The organism is Sphingobium sp. (assembly GCF_049304695.1).
GTDB lineage: Bacteria > Pseudomonadota > Alphaproteobacteria > Sphingomonadales > Sphingomonadaceae > Sphingobium.
The window spans coordinates 44890-67584 of sequence record NZ_JBAQOK010000078.1; the positions used below are offsets into that span (position 1 = coordinate 44890).

Sequence of the window (22695 nt, forward strand, 5' to 3'; positions counted from 1 at the left end):
GACCCCAAAAGCGTTTGAAGGAAAATGGTGCACCCAGAGCGATTCGAACGCCCGACCCTCAGATTCGTAGTCTGATGCTCTATCCAGCTGAGCTATGGGTGCATGAAACTGGCAAAGGTCGCGGCATAAAGCCCCGGCCTGAAACCGCTTCAAAAGATATGGTGCACCCAGAGCGATTCGAACGCCCGACCCTCAGATTCGTAGTCTGATGCTCTATCCAGCTGAGCTATGGGTGCGTGGAGACGCGCAGATAGAAGCGGTCGGCTAATTGGGCAAGCCCCTTTTTCACTTTTCTCAAAGGCTTCGCAAAAGCAGTTCGATGCGCATGCGCAACTTTTACCCGCATCCACCGTTCGAACAGCAACGGGAAAAGGATGCCGACATGATTTTCACCCTTAATGACATCGCACTGCTGGTTGTTGTGCTGCTTGCCGGTCTGGTGCTGGGCATGATGATGAGCGGGCGAGGCAAATATAAACGCGCCTGGCATGATGAACAGGCCGCCCATCGCCAGACGATCAAGGATCGCGATGCCCGGATAGCTGCGGCGGACGCCCGCATGGTCGAAATGGAACGCCGCCCCGCCGTGGTTGCGCCCGCTGCGGTGGCAGGCACGGCAGTTGCCGGGTCAGCGGTGGCGGACAGCGACCATGGTCGCGACGACCTCAGCCGCATCAACGGCATCGGCCAGACGCAGGAAACGGTCCTCAACGAAGCAGGCTATCACCGCTATGCGCAGATTGCCGCGCTCAACGCCGAACAGGAAGGCGCGATAGAAGCGCGGTTGGGGCTGAAACCCGGCACCATCGCGCATGAGGACTGGCGTCAGCAGGCGCACGCGCTCGACACGGACACGTCGCGCGGCGGCCTGTTCGGCCGATCCGCAACACCGGTCTGATCGCCTTCGGACTGCCTATACGAAAAGGGCGGGGTGTGACCCCCGCCCTTTGCTTTTATCAGCCCCGGTTCGCCAGTGCAGCCTGCGCCGCCGCCAGTCGGGCGATCGGCACCCGGTAAGGCGATGCCGACACATAATCTAGCCCGGTCTTCTCGCAGAAAGCGATCGAGGCCGGATCGCCGCCATGTTCTCCGCAAATGCCCAGCTTGATGCCAGGACGGGTCTTGCGGCCCCGTTCTGCGGCCAGTTCGATCAGCTCGCCCACACCCTCGACATCGATGCTGACGAAGGGGTCACGGGCAAAGATGCCCTTGTCCACATATTGCGTCAGGAACCGGCCTGCATCGTCGCGGCTGATGCCGATGGTCGTCTGTGTCAGGTCGTTGGTGCCGAACGAGAAGAACTCACCCACTTCGGCAATCTCACCGGCCTTCAGCGCCGCACGCGGCAGTTCGATCATCGTGCCGACCAGATATTCGACGCTCGCGCCCTGTTCCTTGAATACGTCGGCTGCGACGCGATCGACGATCGCCTTCATCAGTTCCAGTTCCTTGCGGGTCGCGACCAGCGGGATCATGACTTCGGGGATTGGCGCCTCGCCGCCCCGCGCCTTGACGATCAGCGCAGCCTCGAAAATCGCGCGTGCCTGCATCTCGTAGATTTCCGGGTAAGTCACGCCCAGACGGCACCCACGATGGCCCAGCATCGGGTTGAACTCATGCAGTTCCGACGCACGGCGCTTGAGCGTTTCGACGCTGACGCCCGCCGCCTTCGCCACATCCTCAAACTCCGCTTCGCCATGCGGCAGGAATTCATGCAGCGGCGGATCGAGCAGGCGGATCGTGACGGGCAGGCCCGCCATCACCATGAAAATCTGCGCGAAATCGTCCCGCTGTTCAGGCAGCAGCTTGTCGAGCGCCACGCGGCGCCCTTTCTCACTATCGGCCAAAATCATCTCGCGCACAGCCGTAATGCGCGCCGCGTCAAAGAACATATGTTCCGTCCGGCACAGTCCCACGCCTTCCGCGCCAAAGTCACGCGCGACCTGACAATCCTGCGGTGTTTCAGCGTTAGCCCGGATTTTCAGGCGACGGACCTTGTCGGCCCACACCATCAACACGCCAAAGTCTCCCGCCAGTTCAGGCTGCACCGTCGGCACAGAGCCTGCCATCACTTCGCCGGTCGAACCGTCGATCGTCAGGATGTCACCTTCCTTCAACGTGCGATCGCCGATGCGCAGCGTCTTGTTGGCATTGTCGATCGACAGGCTGCCCGCACCCGATACGCACGGGCGGCCCATGCCACGCGCCACCACGGCGGCGTGCGATGTCATGCCGCCGCGCGCGGTCAATATGCCCTTGGCCGCGTGCATACCGTGAATATCTTCCGGGCTGGTTTCCACGCGAACGAGGATCACCGAATCACCCAGTTCATTGTGACGCTCGGCCGTATCGGCATCGAACACGATCGCGCCCGAAGCAGCGCCCGGTGATGCGGGCAGCCCCTTGGTCAACACATCGCGCGGCGCCTTGGGATCGAGCGTGGGGTGCAACAACTGGTCGAGCGCAGCCGGATCGACACGCGCCACGGCTTCCTCTTCGGTAATCAGCCCTTCATGCGCCATGTCCACGGCCATCTTGAGCGCAGCCTTGGCCGTGCGCTTGCCCGAACGGGTTTGAAGCATCCACAGCTTGCCCTGCTGCACCGTAAATTCGATGTCCTGCATGTCGCGATAATGGGTTTCGAGGATCTGGAAAACGCCTGCCAGTTCGGCATAAGTTTCCGGCATCGCTTCTTCCATCGACAGCGGCTTGGCCCCTGCCCGTTCGCGCGCCGCCAGCGTCAGATATTGCGGCGTGCGGATACCCGCGACCACATCTTCGCCCTGCGCGTTGATCAGAAACTCGCCATAATAGACATTCTCGCCGGTCGACGGATCGCGCGTGAACGCCACACCAGTCGCGGACGTTTCGCCCATATTGCCGAACACCATCGCCTGCACGTTGACGGCGGTTCCCCATTCGCCGGGGATGTTGTTCAGGCGGCGATAGACCTTCGCACGTTCCGACTGCCAGCTACCAAAAACAGCACTGATCGCGCCCCACAACTGGTCATGCACATCCTGCGGGAATGGCTTGTCCCACAGCTTGGCAACCAACGCCTTATATTCTGCGACCAAAGCCTTCCAGTCGTCGGCCGTCATCTCGGTGTCGAGGCTATAGCCCTGATCTTCCTTGGCGATCTCCAGCGCTTCCTCGAACGCGCCATGGTCGAGTTCCAGCACCACATCCGAATACATCTGGATGAACCGGCGATAGCTGTCCCACGCGAAACGTTCGTCGCCCGACGTGTTGGCCAGACCAATAACGGTTTCGTCGTTCAGACCAAGGTTCAGCACGGTGTCCATCATGCCCGGCATCGAAGCCCGCGCGCCCGAACGCACCGACACCAGCAACGGATCGGCGGCATCGCCAAAGCGCTTGCCCGTAATCCCCTCGATATGGGCGAGGCCGTTGGCGACTTCGTCCTTCACGCTGTCGGGATAACGACCGCCATCGTCATAATAACGCGTACACATTTCGGTCGTGATCGTAAAACCGGGGGGGACAGGCAGGCCGATCGCGGCCATGCCGTCCAGATTGGCGCCCTTTCCGCCTAGCAGGTTCCGGTCGCCCTGCCCGCCATCATCCACGCCGCCGCCAAAACGATAGACGTAACGGGTCGCGGTGGTGGTCATGATGGCCTCTTTCGTCTCAGTCATTTCCCGGCTCTCCCTGCACTGATTGCCGATGATATTGTGCGTCGCAACAATCCGGCATCAATAGCCAGATCATCCGCGAATAGACAGAATTATTACGCGTCAAAGTCGCACTTTTACTGCGCAATTTGAAACTTCATTATATCAGCCAGCAATCTTCGAAAAGTCCGCAACGCCATGCACCGCACTACGCACCCGCGCCAGCAGCCCCAGCCGCGCCAGGCGCTTGTCCTGATCGGCGTCATTGACGGTCACGCTCTCAAAGAAAGCATCGATCGGCGCCCGCAACATCGCCAACGCCGCCATCGCCCCCTCGAAATCCTCCGACGCCACAGCCGCTGCCGCTCGAGGCTCCGCAATATCAAGCGCCGCAATCAACGCCGCTTCGGCAGGTTCGGGCGTGTAGGTGAGAGCTGAATGTCCGTTCGTGCTGAGCGAAGTCGAAGCATCCGGCTGAGCGTCAGCGAAGCCCGCGACCTCCGACGGCCTCGGCTCCGCTCGGCCATGCCCTTCGACAGGCTCAGGGCGAACGGCGGGGAGAGTAGGCGCTTCCTTCTTAAGAATATTGGCCGCCCGCTTATACCCCGCCAACAGGTTCACCCCATCGTCAGTAGCCACAAACCCCTGAAGCGCATGAACGCGCGCCAGCAACCGGACAAGATCATCCTCGCCCCCAAGCGCAAACACCGCGTCGATCAGGTCGTGACGGACGCCAGCTTCGCGTTGTTGGACTTTGAGGCGGTCAGCCAGAAAATCTAATAGCGAATGCTCCGAAGCGTAATAGCTGAACCATAAGTCGTAGGCGGTAGGACTTTCTACGCCTATCAAGCGCTGACGCATTTTCTCAGCAGCTTTCGAGCCTAAGAGGTTAGTCATGGCTTTGATCGCAGCATCAAGCGAAGCGATGTCAATTGCCTCTGCTCGCTGTTCTGCCAATTGTTCAGTAGCTATTTGTATCAATTCTTGAACTGGCAATCGCAATTTTAGAGATGTTACAGTCGATATAACGCCAATAGCGCTACGCCGAAGAGCAAAGGGGTCTTTTGACCCCGTTGGCTTTTCGTCAGAAGCAAAAAAGCTAACCAGCGTATCCAGCTTATCCGCCAAACTCACCGCCACCGTCACCGGCGCAGTCGGCACATCATCGCCCTGCCCAACCGGCTTATAATGATCGCGAATTGCATCAGCCACTGCATCGGGCAAACCTTCCGCCCGCGCATAATAGCCGCCCATGACGCCCTGCAACTCCGGAAATTCGCCCACCATTTCGGTCACAAGGTCCGCCTTGCACAAACGCGCGGCCTGTTCGGCCAGATCGGCCAATCCCTCCTTCGTCATGCCAGCGAAGGCTGGCATCTCACTGCCTTGCTCGCACTCAGAAGAAAGAGAGACGCCAGCCTGCGCTGGGGTGACGGAGGGAGTAACAATCCCCTCCTCCACCAACCACCGCGCCAGCTTGGCAACGCGCTCGACCTTATCGGCCACCGTCCCCAATTTCTCGTGGAACGTAATCCGCTCCAGCTTCTTCGCATGGTCCGCCAACCGCGTTTTGCGGTCCTGTTCCCAGAAGAAGCGCGCATCGCTCAACCGCGCCGCCAGCACCTTGCGATTGCCCGCGATAATTGCCGCGCCGCCATCCTTCGCGTCGATATTGGCGGTGCAGATGAACGCCGGGGCCAACTTCCCCGCCCCATCGCGCAGAACGAAATATTTCTGGTTGATGCGCAGCGTCAACTGGATGACTTCGGGCGGTACTTCCAGAAAAGCCGGGTCGAAATCGCCCAGCAACGGCACCGGCCATTCGGTCAGCCCCGCATTTTCCGCAACCAGCCCCTTGTCCTCGATCACGCTAAACCCACGCGCAGCCGCAGCTTCATCGGCCTTGGCCGTGATGATCGCCTGCCGCTCCTGATGGCTTACAATCACATGGCATGCGCGCAGCTTTTCGACATAATCGCCCGCACCGCCAATGGTGATTGCTTCGGGGTGATGAAAGCGATGCCCCAGCGTCGCAAAGCCCGATCGGACCCATTCGACTTCGATATCGACCAGTTCCTCGCCCAAAATCGCGACGATGCCCTTGAGCGGCCGCACCCAGCGCAGACTCTCCGTCGTCTGGCTCGCCGCGCCCCAGCGCATGGACTTGGGCCATGGAAAGGCGCGGACGATCGCCGGAACCGCTTCCGCCAGCACGGCCGCCGTCGCGCGACCGGGCTTGTTCACCACGGCGAACCACACGCCGTCCCGATCTTCCAACTGATCCTGCGTCAGCCCGGTCTTGCGCAGAAAGCCGTCCAACGCCTGCGCAGGAGCGGACGTGCGCGGACCCTTGAACTCCTCGCTGACTGCGGCAGTTTCAAGCGGCAGCCCGCGCGCGATCAGCGCCAACCGGCGCGGCGTCACGAAACTGTCGATGCCGCCGGGCGTCAGGCCAGCCTTGGCCAGTTCCTCACCAAACATCCGCGCCAGATCGTCACTGGCCTTCAATTGCATCCGCGCAGGAATTTCCTCGCAGCGCAGTTCAAGGAGGAAATCAGTCATGCATAATCCTCCCCGGCACGGGGAGGGGGACCATCCGAAGGATGGTGGAGGGGGCGGGCCACAAGCGCGCCGATCATGGCGGCTACCTTGTCCGCATCCTTGAGAATTTCAGACGCAGCTATCCGGAACACCTTATATCCATTCTCTTCCATGAACCTGTCCCGATGAAGGTCGCGTATTGGGTTGTCACCCTGATTATGCACCGCGCCATCGACTTCAACGACCAGCTTCAAGCTGCTGCAATAGAAGTCCGCGATATAATTGCCGATAGAATGTTGTCGTCGAAATTTAAGACCAGCGGCCTGCCCTCTCAGGCGCTGCCACAATAACACTTCGGGCAATGACATATTGCGGCGCAATGTCCGGGCGGTGTAGGTTTCGGGACGGCGTGCCGGAGGCCCACCCCCTCCACCACGCCGCTGCGCGTCGCGGTCCCCCTCCCCGTGCCGGGGAGGATTCAAGCCACCCACCCCGGAAAATCCGCGCTCCACCTGGCGCTATTGCTGGCGATCCACGCCTCACAACTGCCTTTCGCCATGTCGCGCACCTGGCCCATATAGCTGGCGCGTTCCTGCACCGATATGACGCCGCGCGCCTGCAGCAGGTTGAACACATGGCTTGCCTTGATCGCCTGGTCATAAGCGGCCAGCGGCACGTCTGCCTCAATGCAGCGGCCATATTCGGCCTGGCAATCCTTGAACCAGCGGAACAGCTTGTCCGTGTCCGCGACCTCGAAATTCCATTTCGACATCTGCTGTTCGTTGGCCAGAAACACGTCGCCATAAGTGACGCCTGCATCGTTGAATTTCAGGTCGTACACGCTGTCGACGCCCTGAATATACATGGCCAGTCGCTCCAGCCCATAAGTCAGTTCGCCCGCGACCGGCTTGCAGTCATATCCGCCCATCTGCTGGAAATAGGTGAACTGCGTGACTTCCATGCCATCGCACCACACTTCCCAGCCCAGCCCCCATGCGCCCAGCGTCGGGCTTTCCCAGTCATCCTCGACAAAGCGGATGTCGTGGACCAGCGGGTCGATGCCGATCTCAGCCAGCGACCCCAGATACAGCTCCTGCAAATTCGCAGGCGATGGCTTCATAATCACCTGATACTGGTAATAATGCTGAAGCCGGTTGGGGTTTTCGCCATAGCGGCCATCGGTCGGCCGACGGCTGGGCTGCACATAGGCGGCGTTCCACGGCTGCGGCCCCAACGCACGCAGCGTCGTCGCGGGGTGAAAAGTTCCCGCCCCCACTTCCATGTCATAGGGCTGCAAAATGACGCAGCCCTGTTTCCCCCAATAGGCATGCAGGGTCAGGATCAGATCCTGAAAGGAAAGCACTTTGCCGTCGGCCACGGATAGTCCTTCAATGTATCTATTTGGCAACTTTATGGCCCGCGCATTGGCGTATGGGACCGGGCCGGTCAAGGGAAAGGCGCTGGAAACAGGGTTAAGCCGCTTGCCCTGATGCTCCGCCCCCCGCATGAAAGGCGCCATGAAAATGACCCGTTTTTGTGGCGCATGGATCGCCGCCGCGCTCTTGATGATCGGTGGCGGTGTTCAGGCCCGCACCGCGCCCCCCGCTGCCGTAACCGCTTCTCCCGCCCTGTGGCGCGTGCAGGATGCGGATACCACCATCTATCTGTTCGGCACTGTCCATGTGATGAAGCCCGACATCGACTGGTTTCATGGCGGCGTAAAGCGCGCCTTCGACGCATCGGACGAACTGGTGCTGGAGATCATAGAGCCGGACGACATCAAGGAAATGGGCGCAATGATGGCGACCAAGGCGATGGCCCATGACGGCATTGCCCTGTCCGACCGACTGCCGCCCGATACGCGCCCACCCTATAAGGCGGCGATGGACGCCAACGGCATGCCCTGGCAGGCGTTCGAACGGTTCGACCCCTGGATGGCGGGCATGGCTCTGTCCGTCGCGCCGCTGGAAAAGCTGGGCTATCAAACGGACAAGGGCGCAGAGAAAGTCCTGCGCACCGCCGCGCAGGCGGCTGGCAAGCAGGTCGGCGCACTCGAAACGGTCGAACAGCAGATCGACTTCTTTGCCAACCTGCCTATCGTGCAGCAGGTCCAGTTCCTCAACGCCACGGTCGACGGACTGCCCGGCATGGAAAAGGAATTTGGTCAGTTGCTGCGCTATTGGCAGGCGGGGCAGCCTGACAAGCTGGCCAAGGCGATGAACGAATCGCTCGAAGCCACGCCCGAACTGGCGCAGGTGCTGCTGATCGGCCGCAACGCCAACTGGGCCAGGTGGATCAAGGCCCGGCTCGATACGCCCGGCACCCTATTCATCGCCGTGGGCGCTGGCCATCTGGCGGGTAAAGGCAGCGTGCAGGATCAGTTAAAGGCGCTGCATATCGTTGCCCGCCGCGTAAAGAACTGACCGCCCGATGCGCCCCTTCATCCAGTTTCTTGCGCTCTGCGCACTCACGCTGGTCGCGGCCTGCGGGAAGGACGCCGCTCCCCTCGCCCCGACTCAAGGCGGCCCCGCGCTCTGGCAGATCGAGCGCGGCATGCTGAAAGGATGGCTGTTCGGCACGATCCACGTCCTGCCCAAGGATGTAGCATGGCAAACCCCCGTCATGACCAAAGCGATGGCGCAATCGGACGGGCTGGTGCTGGAAGCCGCCGACTTGCAGGACGAACAAAAGACGCTCGCCCTGTTCGAAAAAATGGGCCGCACTCCTGGCCTGCCGCCTGTGGAACAACGGGTGCCGGCCAAAGACAGGGCGGCACTGACTCTGGCGATCCGCGACGCGGGAACGAGCACGCAATTGCTGTCCGACTATAAAAGCTGGGCCGCCGCCATGATCCTCTCCGCTGCCAGCCAGCAGGCGCTGCACGTCAGTCAGGACAATGGCGTGGAACCCGCGCTGATCGCTGCCTTCACCAACGCCGGTAAGCCGATCGGCGGGCTGGAAACGGTCGAGCGGCAATTTGGAGCATTCGATGGCCTGCCCCCTGCCGCGCAGGCGCGGCTGCTGGTCCAGACCGTGCATGAAACCAAGGATTTGAAAGCCCTCTACGACCGCATCCTCAAAGCCTGGCTCAAGGGTGATCTGGACGCGATAGCAAAAGAGGATGAACGCGGCGAACAACCCGACCCGGAAGTAGAGGACGCGATCATCGTGGCGCGCAACCGCGATTGGGTAAGAGCGATTGAACCGATGACGGGCAAACCCTTCATCGCCGTGGGTGCAGGCCACCTGACCGGACGCGGCAACCTGATCGACATGCTCAAGGCGCGCGGGTTTAGGGTAACGCGATTACAATAATCCCCGTTCGTCGCTGCCCCCATCCGTTTTGCATCTCACCGACCGTTCTTGCTTTCCCGCCCTTTTCTGCTAAAGGCCCGCCTTCCCGCTATGGTCATCCCTGGAGGCGTGGCGGGAAATTGTATCAATATAGCTTTTGGAGACACACAATGAGCGAGCAGCTTACGTTGTCGGCCGAGGCACGCGATCGGGCAGGCAAGGGAGCCTCCCGCGCCCTCCGCCGTGAGGGCCGCGTACCCGCCGTCATTTATGGAATGAACGAAGAACCCCTGTCGATCCATGTCGAGGAAAAGCTCCTCAACAAGCAGCTCGGCACCGGTCACTTCTTCAATTCGGTCATCATGGTCGAAGTCGGCGGCAAGAAAGTCCGCACGCTCGCCAAGGACGTGGCCTTCCACCCCGTGTCCGACCGTCCGCTGCACGCCGATTTCCTGCGCGTTTCGGAACATGCCACCGTGACCGTCGCCATCCCCGTGCGCTTCGAAAATGAAGAAGCGTCGCCGGGCCTCAAAAAGGGCGGCGTGCTCAACATCGTGCGTCATGACATCGACATGATCGTCGACGCGTCGGAAATCCCCGACGATGTCGTGGTCGATCTGACCGGCTTTGAAGTCGGCGATTCGATCCACATCAGCGCGGTGAAGCTGCCCAAGGGCGCGACCCCTGCGATCGAGGACCGCGATTTCACCATCGCCACCATCGTTGCACCTTCAGCAATGAAGAGCGCCGAGAGCGAAGGCGAGGCTGAGGGCGCAGAAGGCGAATAAGCCTTTCGCCTCCGGGCTGGAACTTACGATCCCGTCCGCCTGTCCGGCGGGCGGGATTTTCTTTTAGGAGCACAGGAAAGATGCAGATCTGGGTCGGGCTGGGCAATCCGGGCACGCAATATGCGATGCACCGGCACAATGTCGGCTTCATGGCCGTGGACCTGATCGCCGACATGTTCCGCTTCTCGCCCCCCCGCAAACAGTTTCAGGGGTGGACGCAGGAAGGGCGGATCGGACCGGAAAAAATCCTTCTCCTCAAACCTGCGACCTTCATGAACGAAAGCGGCCGGTCGGTCGGCGAAGCGATGCGCTTCTACAAACTGACCCCGCCCGACGTCACCCTGTTCCACGACGAACTCGACCTTGCCCCCATGAAAGTGAAGGTGAAGCGCGGCGGCGGCAATGCCGGCCATAACGGCCTGCGCTCCACCGACTCGCATATCGGCGCGGACTTCCGTCGGGTGCGGATTGGCATCGGCCATCCGGGGCATAAGGACCGGGTGCATGATTATGTGCTGGGCAATTACCACAAGAGCGAACTGGATGCGCTGGCCGCCATGCTCGGCGCGATTGGCGCGGAGTGCGAATGGCTCGCCAAACAGGATGATGCGCGTTTCATGAACGAAGTCGCCCTGCGTCAGGCGGATATCTGAGCCGTTTCATTTTTCGTAACTGTTTCGGATTAGCAACAAGTGCTCGGGAGACCTTAGCTTTGTTGACGACCATTCGCCCTCATGATGTTTCCATCGGCATGTATATCCATGGCTTTGAAGGATCGTGGTTTCGCCATCCATTCTGGCGTGCCCGTTTTGTCGTCACGGATCAGGGCGTATTGGACCGCATCCGCACAAGTCCGATCGACGGCGTCATCATCGACACCGCCAAGGGCAAGGCACTTGCATCCCCAACCGCGTCCCTATCGAATGAGCAGGTTGCGCGATCATCCATAGTCCGGCCTCGGCCCGTCATGGCCACCCACCCGTCCTCCATTACGCGCCAAAACCCCGACGTCGAACAGGCGCGCAAGATTATTGCGCGGGGCAAGCAGATGGTCAAACGCCTGTTCGAGGACGCCCGGCTGGGCAATCTGGCCATGTCCAAGGACATATTGGATCTGGTGGACGAAATGTCTTCGTCCATAGAACGCAACCGCACCACCCTGATCAACATCGCCCGGCTCAAAACCAAGGACGAATATACCTATCTCCATTCCGTGGCCGTTTCCGCGCTGATGATGAATTTCGCGCGACAATTGGGGATGGACGCGGACGCCATCCGCGACATGGGCGTCGCCGGGCTGTTCCACGACGTCGGCAAAATGATGGTGTCGAACGAAGTCCTGAATAAGGCGGGCCGCTTGTCGGACGCGGAATTTGCAGAGATCAAGGCCCATACCACCGCTGCGGCAGAGATGCTGAGCCAATGCGAAAAAGTACCGCCGCTAGCGATCGACGTGGCTCAACACCATCATGAGCGGATCGATGGCACGGGCTATCCCCACGGATTGACCGGCGACCGGCTGAGCATTGCCGCGCGCATGGGCGCGATCTGCGACATTTACGACGCGCTGACGTCCGAACGCGCCTACAAGGACGCATGGACGCCTGCCAAGGCGATCACGCGGATGACGGAATGGACCGATCATTTGGACCAGAAACTGCTCTTCTCCTTCATGCTCAGCATCGGCCTGTTTCCACCGGGCATGCTGGTGCGGCTGCGCTCCAATCGGCTGGGCGTCATCCTGCCCAACGGACGCCGCGCATCGCGTCCCAAGGCGCGGGCATTCTATTCCATCCCTGACGCCATGTTCCTGCCGGCGCAGGACGTCACCCTGTCCGACGATCTGAAGGCGGATCAGGCGGTCTCGCTGGAAAATCCGCTGCACTGGCCACTTTCCAACTGGATGAAGTGGCAGGAAATACTATTGTCCGGCGACTATACGCCCCCCGTTTCGGGCGATTTATCAACGGCCTGATAATGGTCCGGGCAACAATCGCCATTGTATCGATGGACATCGCCGTGCGATAGATTGTCGCACGAACCGGGAGATACAGGTGCCGATCCAGACCGTCCAAACCACCCCCTATACCGACCAAAAGCCCGGCACATCGGGCCTCCGCAAGAAAGTGCGTGTTTTCCAGCAGCCACATTATGCGGAAAATTTCGTTCAGTCGGTGTTCGACAGCCTGAACGGCTTTCTGGGGCAGACGCTGGTGGTCGGTGGCGACGGACGCTATCTCAACCGCGAAGTCATCCAGATCGTCCTGAAGATGGCGGCTGCCAACGGCTTTGGCCGGGTGCTGGTAGGGGCCGGTGGCATCCTGTCCACTCCTGCGGCATCACACCTCATCCGCGCGTCCGGCGCTTTTGGCGGCCTGGTCCTGTCGGCGAGCCATAATCCCGGCGGCCCGGACGAGGATTTCGGCATCAAATATAATGTTGCCAATGGCGGCCCAGCGCCGGAAAAGGTCACCGACGCCATCCACGCGCGCACCCTGACAATTGACCACTATCAGATACTCGACGCCGCCGACGTAGACATCGACACGATCGGCACGACCCGGATGGGCGACATGGATGTCGAGGTGGTCGATCCCGTCACCCTTTACGCAGACCTGATGGAAAGCCTGTTCGACTTCCCCGCCATCCGCGCAAAAATCGCCGACGGCTTCGGCATCGCGTTCGATTCCATGAGCGCCGTGACTGGTCCCTATGCGGTCGAGATATTCGAACGGCGCCTCGGCGCGCCGCAAGGCACGGTGATGAACGGCACGCCTCTGCCCGACTTCGGCCATCACCATCCCGACCCGAACCTCGTTCACGCAAAAGAACTCTACGACCGCATGATGGCCCCCGACGCGCCCGATTTCGGCGCAGCGTCCGACGGCGATGGCGACCGCAACCTCATCATCGGACGGCACAGCTATGTCACGCCATCCGATTCGCTCGCGGTGCTGGCCGCCAATGCGCATCTCGCCCCCGGCTATGCGGCGGGCCTCAAGGGCATCGCCCGTTCCATGCCGACCAGCGGCGCGGCCGATCGCGTTGCGCAAAAGCTGGGCATACCGCTCTATGAGACGCCGACCGGCTGGAAATTCTTCGGCAACCTGCTCGATGCAGGCATGTGTACCATCTGCGGCGAAGAAAGCGCAGGCACCGGATCGGATCATGTGCGTGAGAAGGACGGCATCTGGGCCGTGCTGCTGTGGCTCAACATCCTGGCCGTGCGCGGGCAAAGCGTCGCGGATATTATGGCGGACCATTGGGCAACCTATGGCCGCAATTACTACGCCCGCCACGATTATGAAGCAATCGCCAGCGACAAGGCCGACGCCCTGATGGCCGCCCTGCGCACCAAACTGTCCAGCCTGCCGGGCACCACCAACAGCGGCGGCGTCGTAAAAAGCGCCGACGATTTCGCTTACACCGATCCCACCGATCAATCCGTGAGCCGCAATCAGGGCGTGCGCATCCTGTTCGAAGACGGATCGCGGGTCGTGTTCCGCCTGTCCGGCACCGGCACGCAGGGCGCTACCTTACGCGTCTATATCGAACGCTATGTCGCCCCGGACGGCAACCTTGGCCTCGACACCGGCGACGCGCTCGCCCCCCTGATCGCGGCAGCGCAGCAGGTGGCGGACATATCCGGTTTCACCGGCATGAACGCACCCAGCGTCATCACCTGACGCACATCAAAGCTCATGGTCGGGCAACATGATGGAAACAGCCCGGCATTAGAGGACAGGCTCCTCTAAAGCCCGAGTATTCCCGATGCGCCGCCTGATCCTCTGCCTGTCCCTCGCCTTCTCCATCCCCGCCATGGCGCAGACGCGGCAGGACGAACAACTCTGGGTCAACCTGACCGCGATGGGATCGGTAAAGGACGATCTGGTCTATTTCGCCGAAATTCAGCCCCGCGTCGGCGACGGCCTGTCGCGTATCGACCAGGCGCTGTTTCGCGGCGCGATTGGCTGGAAATTCTCGCCCACCATCACCCTCTATCAGGGTTACGCCCATGTCGTCGTGCCCGTCGAGGGCGGCAGAGACGTGAACGAGGAACGCAGTTTCCAGCAACTGAACTGGGCGCTAGGCCGCCCATGGCGCGGCGAACTTTCCTCCCGCACCCGGCTGGAGCAGCGCTGGCGATCGGACGGCGACGACATGGGCTGGCGCCTGCGCGAAATGATCCGCTACGAAAAGCCCCTGAAACCCGGCAGCGATGCCGTCAACGCACTGGTCTATGCCGAAGGCTTCGTGGCGCTCAACGACACCGACTGGGGCGCACGCGGTGGCTTCGACCAACTGCGTAGCTTCATCGGCGCGGAAGTCGGGCTACCGGGCGCATCCACGCTGGAAATCGGCTATCTCAATCAGGTCATCGACCAGACGCGCGGGCGCACCCGCATCAATCATGTGGCGTCGCTGACTCTGTTTTTTCGACATTAGAGCGTTTCTAATCAGACGGACTCGTCTGATGACTCGGAAATCGCGGCAACCGATTTTGGCCCATGAAGATTCGCCCATAGCTGTGCCGTCCCCGCCTCCTGCGCGGAGTTCGTGAACTGCGCCGCGATCAGCCATCCCTTGATCGGCCGCATCGGCAGCAACGTGGTCAGGATCAGCACCGGCACGCCAACGGCCAGATGCACCCACACACCCGGCCGCGCGATGATTTCCAGCATAATCATGAAGATGACGCCCGGCACGCAGGCAAAGAGCTGCACGAATACGGCGGGGCCATCGGCGGGATCGGCAAAGCTGTAATTCAGCCCGCACACCTCGCAATCCTCGCGCATCGTCAGAAACCCGGTAAAAATATGTCCTTCGCCACAGCGCGGACAACGCCCGAACACGCCCGTTTCATAGGCCGGGCGCTTTGGCCAACGCTTACCCGAAGCATCGACCCAATGGGTTTCGTCATTCTGTTCCATCGACCATCTATGACGCCACAATCGCGCGCTTGGCAATTGGCCCATTTGTCCTACCCCGACGACGATGCGCGGCGAAGGCTGGCCAAGCGCCCGGCAAAGCGCTATCGCGCGCGCCAATCCTTCCGATCTTAAAAGGCAGTCAAATGGGTTTTCGTTGCGGTATCGTCGGCCTTCCCAATGTGGGCAAATCCACCCTGTTCAACGCGCTGACCGAAACGCAGGCGGCGCAGGCGGCCAATTACCCCTTTTGCACGATCGAACCCAATGAGGGCCGCGTAGCTGTGCCCGACCCGCGCCTCGACATGATCGCCCGGATCGGCGGCAGCGCAAAGATCATCGAAACGCAACTGTCCTTCGTGGACATCGCAGGCTTGGTCCGGGGCGCGTCGAAGGGCGAAGGGCTGGGCAACCAGTTCCTGGCCAACATCCGCGAAACCGACGCCATCGTCCATGTACTGCGCTGTTTCGAAGATGACGACATCACCCATGTAGAGGGAAAGGTCGATCCGATCGCCGACGCTGAAACCGTCGAGACCGAACTGATGCTCGCCGATCTGGAAAGCCTGGAAAAGCGCGTCCCTGCGCTGGCCAAGAAAGCGGCCCAGGGCGACAAGGAAGCAAAAGCTGCCGCCGCCGTGCTGGGTCAGGCGCTCGACCTGCTGCGCGACGGCAAGCCCGCCCGCCTGACGAAACCCCGCGACGAGGAAGAAGAACGCCTGTTCGCGCAGGCGCAATTGCTGACGGCAAAACCCGTCCTCTACGTCTGCAATGTCGAGGAAGGCGCAGCGTCGGAAGGCAATGCATTTTCCGCACGCGTGTTCGAAAAGGCGGCAGCGGAAAATGCCAGCGCCGTCATCGTCTCCGCCGCGATCGAAGCGGAACTCGTCACCATGCCGGTAGAGGAACGCGGCGAATATCTCGAAGCGCTCGGCCTGACCGAAGCGGGCCTCGCCCGCATCATCCGGGCGGGCTACGAACTGCTCGGCCTCATCACCTTCTTCACCGTCGGGCCAAAGGAAGCCCGCGCCTGGACCGTATTCAAGGGGTCGAAGGCACCGCAGGCCGCTGGCGCGATCCATACCGATTTCGAAAAGGGCTTCATCCGCGCCGAAACCATGGCCTATGCCGATTTCGTCCAGTTCAACGGCGAAGCCGGCGTCAAGGAAGCGGGCAAATGGCGCTCCGAAGGCAAGGAATATGTGACGCAGGACGGCGACATCATGCTCTTCCGCTTCAACGTATAACCCGCTCCCCCCAAACCCGTCACCCCAGCGAAAGCTGGGGTCTCAGGCAGGCAATCACCGACGCCTGAACTGGACTTCCGCCTTTGCGGGAGCACGTCAGGAATAGAAATAATGCCCCTCAAATTCGCCTTCCCGCCCAGCGTGGACGCGCAGACCCGGCTGCTGATTTTGGGCAGCCTGCCGGGTGACGCCTCGATCAAGCAGGGCGAATATTATGCCCATCGCGGCAACGCCTTCTGGCATCTGGTCGGCGACATGCTGGGTGAAGACCTGCGTGCCACTCCCTATGCCATGCGCCTCAAACGCCTGCGCGTACGCGGTGTTGGCCTGTGGGACGTCATCGAAAGTGCCGACCGCCCCGGCAGTCTGGACGCTGCGATCCGGGGCGCTGAACTGCGCGACCTCGCTACCTTCACGACGCGCCTTCCCGCACTCGCCGCCATCGCCTTCAATGGCAAGGCCGCCGCGCAGCACGGGCGTGGCCAGCTGACCGGACGCCCCGACCTGACGCTGATCGACCTGCCATCGTCCAGCGGCGCCAACGCCAGCCTGTCGCGCGACAAGAAAGCGGAAATCTGGCGGCAATTACGCGAATGGATCGCCTAAGACCGTTGCGCCATCCTGTCATATTGCGAAGCTAGGGGCGATGGCTAATACAGCCGTATAACAGTCTATCCAAAAGGTCGCCTGTCGCATGTTCAACCGCCGCCAATTCCTGACCGCCGCCACCATCGCACCGACGCTGGGCGCACCCGCCATACTCAAGGCGCAAAGCTGGTTTGCTTGCTATCCCTTTTCGCTCGGCGTGACATCGGGTGATCCATCGCCGGACGGTTTCGTCATCTGGACCAAGCTCGCCCCCAAACCGTTCGAGCAGCATGGCGGCATGCCCATGGTCCCACTGCCGGTGAAGTGGGAAGTCGCCAGCGACGACCGCTTCAGGACCATCGTCGCGTCGGGCGAGGAACAGGCCCGCCCGGAACTCGGCCACAGCGTCCATGTCGAAGTCACCGGCCTGCAACCCGACCGCCCCTATTGGTATCGCTTTTTCCTCGGCAGCGACCGCTCGACGCAGGGCCGTGCCCGCACCATGCCGCTTGCCTCCTCCAGCCCCGCCGCGCTCAAATTCGGGGTGGCCGGTTGCCAGTTTTACGAGGACGGCCTGTTCACCGCCTTCCGCCATCTCGCGCGAGAGGACGACCTGTCCTTCGTCTATCATTACGGCGATTTCATCTACGAATATACGCAGCGGACACCCGACTATGACAAGGACGACCTGCCCGTCCCGCATGTACGCCAGCATATCGGGCAGGACTGTTTCGACCTCACCGACTATCGCCTGCGCTACGCCCAATATCTCTCCGACTATGATCTGCAAGCCGCCCGCGCGCGCCACACATGGTTCTCCACCTTCGACGATCATGAAATCGAAAATAACTGGGTCGGCGATATCTCCGGCAAGGGTCTGGCCCCCAATGATGTCTTCCGCCTGCGCCGTCAGGCGGGGCTTCAGGCCTGGTATGAATATATGCCGGTCCGCGCGGCCCTGCTGCCACGCAACGGCATCATCACAAACGCCTATCGCGAAGCGCGCTTCGGCAACCTCCTGTCGATCGACTTTCTCGACACCCGCTCCTTCCGCACGGACCAGCCCTGCGACGACGGCTTCAAACCCTATTGCCCCGGCATCGACGATAGCAAGGCGCAGGTGATCTCGGCAGAAGAGGAAAGCTGGCTGGTCCGCAACATGACACGTGGCCAGACCCGCTGGAACTGCGTGGCGCAGCAGGTGATGATGATGTCGCTCGACCGTCGCCGCTATGCTGATGAAAAGCAGAAAATCTACAATATCGATAGCTGGGCCGCTTATGCCAAGCCGCGCGACCGGCTGCTCGCCAAGATGCGCGGGCTGGACAATATCGTCGTACTGACCGGCGATGAACATCAGAATTTCGCCGGGCTACTCGACAATGGCGACCGCACCGTCGCGGTCGAATTTGTCTCCACGTCCATATCGTCGGGCGGTGACGGGTCGGACCTGCGCGTGGGCAGCGACATCATCCTGAAAAACAACCCGCAACTCAAATTCATCAACGACCAGCGCGGTTATCTGGTCTGCGAAGTCACGCCCGAAAGCTGGACGACGCAGGCCCGCGTGGTGGATCAGATATCGACCCCCGGCGGCACGATCAGCACCCGCGCGACCATGACCGTGCCGCACGGACGCCCCTCACTCCAGATTGGCTGACATTGACGTTAACGTCAACTTGACTTAGGCCGGTCCATGACGAAGGAGCCGACGGCAATGGAAGACATAATCTATTTCGAAGACATCGCAATCGGCGATAGTTTCGACTTCGGCCCACTCACCATTTCGCGTGCAGAAACCGTAGCGTTCGCTCAGGAATTTGATGCGCAACCTTTCCACCTGTCGGACGAAGCTGCCGCCACCACGCACTTCGGCACCCTGTCCGCCAGCGGCTGGCACACCACCGCTTTGTTCATGAAGATGTTCGTCGCCGAAATACAGAAAAACCCCGGCCGCCAGGCTGCCAGCCTGGGCGCGATGGGCGTTGACGAGTTGCGATGGCTCCGCCCTGTCCGCCCCGGCGACACGCTACGCGGCATTAACGAAGTCATCGACAAGAAAGCCTCGCGCAGTCGGCCTGAAATGGGCATCGTCCGCAACAAGGTCACCGTCTATAACCAGCATGACGAACCGGTCCTCACCATGATCCCCATCGCCATGTGGCGCACTCGCCCGCAGGCGGCATAGGCTCAGCGCACCGGCTGATTGGCCAGCTTGTCCGCGACCATCACGCGGATCGCCTCCGCCTTCGATCCAGCGATCTGCACCACATGCCGTCCAGCGGGCAGGTCGAACCAGACGATCTTGCGGATGCCCGAACAGGGTTCGCCATGGCCATGCTCCACCGATGCCTGCGCCTTGGTCCCCGTCACCACATCGACCCACGCCGGGCCGTCCAGCCCGATGCCGATCCGCCCCGCCACCTTGACCGACAGTGTAAACAGCCCGCCATATCCCACTTTTGCGCCCTTGCCGGGCGCCGAAGCGAACTGCACATAGTCGGCGGGCGTCAGCGTCGCCGTCACCGGCTTGCCCAGGATCAGCACAGGCGCCCCCAGCACCTGCGCCCCCGCCTTCGCCTGCCCACTCTGCGACCAACTCGTCCATGGCTCGGCAATCGCGCACGCCGGATCGACGGCAGGCGCAGGCGCAGCGGACAGCAGCAACGCGGCTAGGATCGTCATTGGCTCATTTCCTCCCGAACAGTTTCTCAATATCCCCATGGCCCAGCTTCACCCAAGTCGGGCGGCCATGATTGCACTGCCCCGACCGCGGCGTCACTTCCATCTCGCGCAGCAGCGCATTCATCTCCGCCACGCTCAGCACCCGGCCCGCCCGCACCGACCCATGACAGGCCATCGTCGCCGCCACCAGATCGAGCCGTTCCTTCAACGAAAGGGCACTGTCATAGGCCGCCAGATCATCGGCCAGATCATTGACCAGACCATGGACATCCGCCTGCCCCAGCATCGCCGGGACAGCCCGCACCAGCATGGCCGCTGGCCCAAACCGCTCCAGATCCAGCCCGAAGTCATGCAATTCCGCGATCCGCGCCTCCAGCCGATCGCAGGCCGGTTCGTCCAGTTCGACCACTTCGGGCAACAGCAGCGCCTGGCTCGCAACGCCCTGCCCCTCCATGGCCCGCCGCATCCGCTCCAGCGTCAACCGCTCATGCGCCGCATGCTGGTCCACGATCACCAGCCCGTCATCCGCTTCGGCCACAATATAGGTCCGCGCCACCTGCCCCCGCGCTACGCCAAGTGGAAAACTCTGCCCCTCTGGCGCTGGCGCAGCGGCAGGTTCAGCCCGTGCCTGCGGCGGCGGCGTGATGAATCCAGACCGACGATCACCAAAAGAAGACGCGGCAGACGGATTATACGCAACCGCCTCAAATATCGGCATCGCCCCGATCGGCGTGGGAGATACCGGCTCTGCCCGCCAGGCATTGAGCGCAGCCGCATCGGCATGCTGCACCGCCCGAAACCCTTCCGCATCCAGCGCCCGCCGCAAACCCGACACGATCATCCCGCGGATCATAGTGGGATCGCGAAAGCGCACTTCCGTTTTGGCCGGATGGACATTGACGTCCACTTCCAGCGGCGGCACGTCCAGAAACAGCGCGACCACCGGATGCCGGTCCCGCGCCAGCATGTCGGCATAGGCACCGCGCAGCGCCCCGATCAGCAACCGGTCGCGAACCGGACGACCATTGACGAATAGATATTGATGGTCGCCCACGCCCCGATTGTAGGTCGGAATCGACGCCACGCCTGAAAGGCGCACGCCCTCCCTTTCCAGGCTGACGATCACATGATTCTCTGCCAACGCCCGATCGGTCAGCGCCGCGACCCTTTCCTCGCGCGCTTCGCCAGCCTGCACGCCCAGCGCGCGACGGCCATCATGCTCCAGCGAGAAGGCAACAGCCGGATGCGCCATGGCCAGACGGCGCACGATGTCGATGCAGGCGGCATATTCCGCCTTTGCCGATCGCAGGAATTTGCGCCGCGCAGGCACCTTCGCGAACAATTGCTCCACCGTAACCCGCGTGCCGGGCGGCAGCGCCGCCGGTCCCTCCGCCACCAACTGCCCATTGTCGATCGTGCGGTTCCACCCGTCGGCGCCCATCACCCGGCTGTCGATCGACAGCCGCGCCACGCTGGCGATCGACGGCAACGCTTCGCCGCGAAAGCCCAAAGTAGCTACATTTTCAATGGCATCGTCGGGCAGCTTGGACGTGGCGTGCCGCTCCAGCGCCAGCGCCATGTCCACTGGACTCATGCCGCATCCGTCGTCGCTCACCTCGATCCGATCCAGCCCTCCACTGGACAGGCGGATGGCAATGCGAGTCGAACCAGCGTCGATCGCATTTTCAACAATTTCCTTCAGCGCGCTGGCGGGTCTTTCGACCACTTCACCGGCAGCGATACGATTGACCAGATGTTCGGGCAGGCGGCGTATTGACATTGATTAGGGACTAGCCCAATCGAGCCCTTTCCGCGACCCGCGAGCCTGATTTTTTTGCACTGCAAAGCGCAAGCATGTCCAGGAGAGCGGTAACAGCAGAACAGATTCCGGGCGTTCCCCATATCGCGTCGCGGGGACGACGGACGATACAGGATAAGGCATGTCGATCTTCTCGCGTCTCTTCAAATTCTCCTCGCAAGATATGGCCATCGACCTCGGCACCGCCAATACGGTGGTGTATGTACGCGGTCGCGGCATCGTGCTGAACGAACCTTCGGTGGTGGCGGTCGAGACGCTGAATGGCGTGAAGCGGGTGAAGGCGGTCGGCGTCGACGCCAAGCTGATGATGGGCAAGACTCCTGACTCGATCGAGGCAATCCGGCCTCTGCGCGACGGCGTGATCGCCGACATCGATGTCGCCGAACAGATGATCAAGCATTTCATTACCAAGGTACACGGCGGCAAGCACAGCCCGTGGCGTGCCCCTGAAATCGTGATCTGCGTACCGTCGGGATCGACCAGCGTCGAACGCCGCGCCATTCGCGACGCGGCCAGCAATGCCGGTGCCCGGCAGGTGTTCCTGATCGAAGAGCCGATGGCCGCCGCGATTGGCGCCGACATGCCCGTCACCGAACCGATCGGCTCGATGGTGGTCGATATCGGCGGCGGCACGACCGAAGTCGCCGTCCTCTCGCTGCGCGGTCTGGCCTACACCACGTCCGTGCGCGTGGGCGGTGACAAGATGGACGAGGCGATCGTCTCCTTCGTGCGTCGCCATCACAATCTGCTGATCGGTGAAGCCACGGCGGAGCGGATCAAGAAGCAATATGGCGTCGCCCAGCCGCCCGAAGATGGTGTGGGTGAAACCATCCATATCAAGGGTCGCGACCTGGTGAACGGCGTGCCGAAAGAAATCAGCATCAACCAGGGTCAGATCGCCGACGCGCTGGCCGAACCGATCAGCACGATCGTGGAAGGTGTGCGGATCGCTCTGGAAAACACCGCGCCTGAACTGGCCGCCGATATCGTCGATCAGGGCATCGTCCTGACCGGCGGCGGCGCTCTGCTCAAGGGGCTGGACGACGAACTGCGCGACGAGACAGGCTTGCCCGTCACAATCGCTGAAGATCCGCTGACCTGCGTCGCGATCGGCACGGGTCGCGCGATGGAAGATCCTATCTTCCGGGGCGTTTTACAGACCGCCTGATC

The 22695-nt window shown here is 61.6% G+C and carries 20 protein-coding genes and 2 tRNA genes; 13 read left to right on the forward strand and 9 right to left on the reverse strand.

Going from position 1 to position 22695, the window contains the following annotated elements; all coding sequences use genetic code 11:
- Positions 1–25: 25 nt before the first annotated feature.
- A tRNA-Arg gene (locus WA070_RS13630) sits at positions 26–102 on the reverse strand.
- 57 nt (positions 103–159) lie between these two features.
- Positions 160–236, reverse strand: a tRNA-Arg gene (locus WA070_RS13635).
- A 146-nt stretch (positions 237–382) separates the two neighbouring features.
- On the opposite strand from WA070_RS13635, the gene WA070_RS13640 reads away from it, so the two are divergent.
- Positions 383–898 carry a hypothetical protein gene (locus WA070_RS13640; protein ID WP_422634548.1) on the forward strand — a complete coding sequence of 172 codons (516 nt, stop codon included), beginning with the start codon at positions 383–385 and terminating at the stop codon, positions 896–898.
- 58 nt (positions 899–956) lie between these two features.
- Here the strand turns inward: WA070_RS13640 and ppdK are convergent, their stop codons facing one another.
- The 4 genes from ppdK to WA070_RS13660 all read right to left on the reverse strand — a co-directional run bounded on the left by ppdK (position 957) and on the right by WA070_RS13660 (position 7554).
- Positions 957–3659, reverse strand: a complete 2703-nt coding sequence (ppdK, locus tag WA070_RS13645; protein WP_422634474.1) for a pyruvate, phosphate dikinase — start codon at positions 3657–3659, stop codon at positions 957–959.
- A gap of 141 nt (positions 3660–3800) precedes the next feature.
- Complete coding sequence (gene glyS, locus WA070_RS13650; protein ID WP_422634475.1) at positions 3801–6197, reverse strand: glycine--tRNA ligase subunit beta; 2397 nt, start codon at positions 6195–6197, stop codon at positions 3801–3803.
- Positions 6194–6544: an endonuclease domain-containing protein gene (locus WA070_RS13655; protein ID WP_422634476.1), complete on the reverse strand. Its 351-nt coding sequence runs from the start codon at positions 6542–6544 to the stop codon at positions 6194–6196. The genes glyS and WA070_RS13655 overlap by 4 nt, the downstream gene beginning before the upstream one ends.
- Before the next feature lie 110 nt (positions 6545–6654).
- On the reverse strand, positions 6655–7554 hold the full coding sequence (locus WA070_RS13660; RefSeq protein ID WP_422634477.1) for a glycine--tRNA ligase subunit alpha: 900 nt from the start codon (positions 7552–7554) through the stop codon (positions 6655–6657).
- Positions 7555–7693: 139 nt separating this feature from the next.
- On the opposite strand from WA070_RS13660, the gene WA070_RS13665 reads away from it, so the two are divergent.
- The 7 genes from WA070_RS13665 to WA070_RS13695 all read left to right on the forward strand — a co-directional run bounded on the left by WA070_RS13665 (position 7694) and on the right by WA070_RS13695 (position 14704).
- Positions 7694–8599 carry a TraB/GumN family protein gene (locus WA070_RS13665; RefSeq protein WP_422634478.1) on the forward strand — a complete coding sequence of 302 codons (906 nt, stop codon included), beginning with the start codon at positions 7694–7696 and terminating at the stop codon, positions 8597–8599.
- A 7-nt stretch (positions 8600–8606) separates the two neighbouring features.
- On the forward strand, positions 8607–9491 hold the full coding sequence (locus WA070_RS13670) for a TraB/GumN family protein (RefSeq protein WP_422634479.1): 885 nt from the start codon (positions 8607–8609) through the stop codon (positions 9489–9491).
- A gap of 149 nt (positions 9492–9640) precedes the next feature.
- A complete protein-coding gene (locus tag WA070_RS13675) occupies positions 9641–10258 on the forward strand; it encodes a 50S ribosomal protein L25/general stress protein Ctc (RefSeq protein WP_422634480.1) in 618 nt (205 codons plus the stop codon).
- An 80-nt stretch (positions 10259–10338) separates the two neighbouring features.
- Entirely contained in the window at positions 10339–10911 is a 573-nt protein-coding gene (pth, locus tag WA070_RS13680; RefSeq protein ID WP_422634481.1) for an aminoacyl-tRNA hydrolase, read from the forward strand.
- A 62-nt stretch (positions 10912–10973) separates the two neighbouring features.
- Positions 10974–12233 (forward strand): HD-GYP domain-containing protein, encoded by a 1260-nt coding sequence (locus tag WA070_RS13685; protein ID WP_422634482.1) that lies wholly within the window; start codon positions 10974–10976, stop codon positions 12231–12233.
- A gap of 79 nt (positions 12234–12312) precedes the next feature.
- A complete protein-coding gene (locus WA070_RS13690; protein ID WP_422634483.1) occupies positions 12313–13944 on the forward strand; it encodes an alpha-D-glucose phosphate-specific phosphoglucomutase in 1632 nt (543 codons plus the stop codon).
- An 85-nt stretch (positions 13945–14029) separates the two neighbouring features.
- Positions 14030–14704 carry a DUF2490 domain-containing protein gene (locus WA070_RS13695; protein ID WP_422634484.1) on the forward strand — a complete coding sequence of 225 codons (675 nt, stop codon included), beginning with the start codon at positions 14030–14032 and terminating at the stop codon, positions 14702–14704.
- 11 nt (positions 14705–14715) lie between these two features.
- Here WA070_RS13695 and WA070_RS13700 read toward each other — a convergent pair whose 3' ends face one another.
- A complete protein-coding gene (locus WA070_RS13700) occupies positions 14716–15189 on the reverse strand; it encodes a DUF983 domain-containing protein (RefSeq protein WP_422634485.1) in 474 nt (157 codons plus the stop codon).
- 143 nt (positions 15190–15332) lie between these two features.
- On the opposite strand from WA070_RS13700, the gene ychF reads away from it, so the two are divergent.
- The 4 genes from ychF to WA070_RS13720 all read left to right on the forward strand — a co-directional run bounded on the left by ychF (position 15333) and on the right by WA070_RS13720 (position 19209).
- Positions 15333–16433 carry a redox-regulated ATPase YchF gene (ychF, locus tag WA070_RS13705; RefSeq protein ID WP_422634486.1) on the forward strand — a complete coding sequence of 367 codons (1101 nt, stop codon included), beginning with the start codon at positions 15333–15335 and terminating at the stop codon, positions 16431–16433.
- 111 nt (positions 16434–16544) lie between these two features.
- On the forward strand, positions 16545–17039 hold the full coding sequence (locus tag WA070_RS13710) for a DNA-deoxyinosine glycosylase (RefSeq protein ID WP_422634487.1): 495 nt from the start codon (positions 16545–16547) through the stop codon (positions 17037–17039).
- Positions 17040–17127: 88 nt separating this feature from the next.
- Positions 17128–18681 carry an alkaline phosphatase D family protein gene (locus tag WA070_RS13715; protein WP_422634488.1) on the forward strand — a complete coding sequence of 518 codons (1554 nt, stop codon included), beginning with the start codon at positions 17128–17130 and terminating at the stop codon, positions 18679–18681.
- A gap of 57 nt (positions 18682–18738) precedes the next feature.
- Positions 18739–19209 carry a MaoC family dehydratase gene (locus WA070_RS13720; protein WP_422634489.1) on the forward strand — a complete coding sequence of 157 codons (471 nt, stop codon included), beginning with the start codon at positions 18739–18741 and terminating at the stop codon, positions 19207–19209.
- A gap of 2 nt (positions 19210–19211) precedes the next feature.
- Here the strand turns inward: WA070_RS13720 and WA070_RS13725 are convergent, their stop codons facing one another.
- The gene (locus tag WA070_RS13725) at positions 19212–19706 is read right to left on the reverse strand and encodes a hypothetical protein (protein WP_422634490.1); all 495 of its coding nucleotides are present in this window, start codon (positions 19704–19706) and stop codon (positions 19212–19214) included.
- 4 nt (positions 19707–19710) lie between these two features.
- Entirely contained in the window at positions 19711–21486 is a 1776-nt protein-coding gene (mutL, locus tag WA070_RS13730; protein ID WP_422634491.1) for a DNA mismatch repair endonuclease MutL, read from the reverse strand.
- A gap of 160 nt (positions 21487–21646) precedes the next feature.
- Here mutL and WA070_RS13735 point away from each other — a divergent pair, with 160 nt between their 5' ends.
- Positions 21647–22693 (forward strand): rod shape-determining protein, encoded by a 1047-nt coding sequence (locus WA070_RS13735; RefSeq protein ID WP_422634492.1) that lies wholly within the window; start codon positions 21647–21649, stop codon positions 22691–22693.
- The last annotated feature ends 2 nt before the right edge of the window (positions 22694–22695 follow it).

Bases quoted from the DNA above. Each gene is read 5' to 3' on its own strand.
- WA070_RS13655 (WP_422634476.1), bottom strand. From the start codon at position 6,544: ATGTCATTGCCCGAAGTGTTATTGTGGCAGCGCCTGAGAGGGCAGGCC.
- WA070_RS13725 (WP_422634490.1), bottom strand. From the start codon at position 19,706: ATGACGATCCTAGCCGCGTTGCTGCTGTCCGCTGCGCCTGCGCCTGCC.
- WA070_RS13715 (WP_422634488.1), top strand. From the start codon at position 17,128: ATGTTCAACCGCCGCCAATTCCTGACCGCCGCCACCATCGCACCGACG.
- WA070_RS13640 (WP_422634548.1), top strand. From the start codon at position 383: ATGATTTTCACCCTTAATGACATCGCACTGCTGGTTGTTGTGCTGCTT.
- WA070_RS13720 (WP_422634489.1), top strand. From the start codon at position 18,739: ATGGAAGACATAATCTATTTCGAAGACATCGCAATCGGCGATAGTTTC.
- pth (WP_422634481.1), top strand. From the start codon at position 10,339: ATGCAGATCTGGGTCGGGCTGGGCAATCCGGGCACGCAATATGCGATG.
- WA070_RS13665 (WP_422634478.1), top strand. From the start codon at position 7,694: ATGAAAATGACCCGTTTTTGTGGCGCATGGATCGCCGCCGCGCTCTTG.
- WA070_RS13675 (WP_422634480.1), top strand. From the start codon at position 9,641: ATGAGCGAGCAGCTTACGTTGTCGGCCGAGGCACGCGATCGGGCAGGC.
- ppdK (WP_422634474.1), bottom strand. From the start codon at position 3,659: ATGACTGAGACGAAAGAGGCCATCATGACCACCACCGCGACCCGTTAC.
- WA070_RS13695 (WP_422634484.1), top strand. From the start codon at position 14,030: ATGCGCCGCCTGATCCTCTGCCTGTCCCTCGCCTTCTCCATCCCCGCC.
- glyS (WP_422634475.1), bottom strand. From the start codon at position 6,197: ATGACTGATTTCCTCCTTGAACTGCGCTGCGAGGAAATTCCTGCGCGG.
- WA070_RS13710 (WP_422634487.1), top strand. From the start codon at position 16,545: ATGCCCCTCAAATTCGCCTTCCCGCCCAGCGTGGACGCGCAGACCCGG.
- WA070_RS13700 (WP_422634485.1), bottom strand. From the start codon at position 15,189: ATGGAACAGAATGACGAAACCCATTGGGTCGATGCTTCGGGTAAGCGT.
- WA070_RS13735 (WP_422634492.1), top strand. From the start codon at position 21,647: ATGTCGATCTTCTCGCGTCTCTTCAAATTCTCCTCGCAAGATATGGCC.
- mutL (WP_422634491.1), bottom strand. From the start codon at position 21,486: ATGTCAATACGCCGCCTGCCCGAACATCTGGTCAATCGTATCGCTGCC.
- ychF (WP_422634486.1), top strand. From the start codon at position 15,333: ATGGGTTTTCGTTGCGGTATCGTCGGCCTTCCCAATGTGGGCAAATCC.
- WA070_RS13670 (WP_422634479.1), top strand. From the start codon at position 8,607: ATGCGCCCCTTCATCCAGTTTCTTGCGCTCTGCGCACTCACGCTGGTC.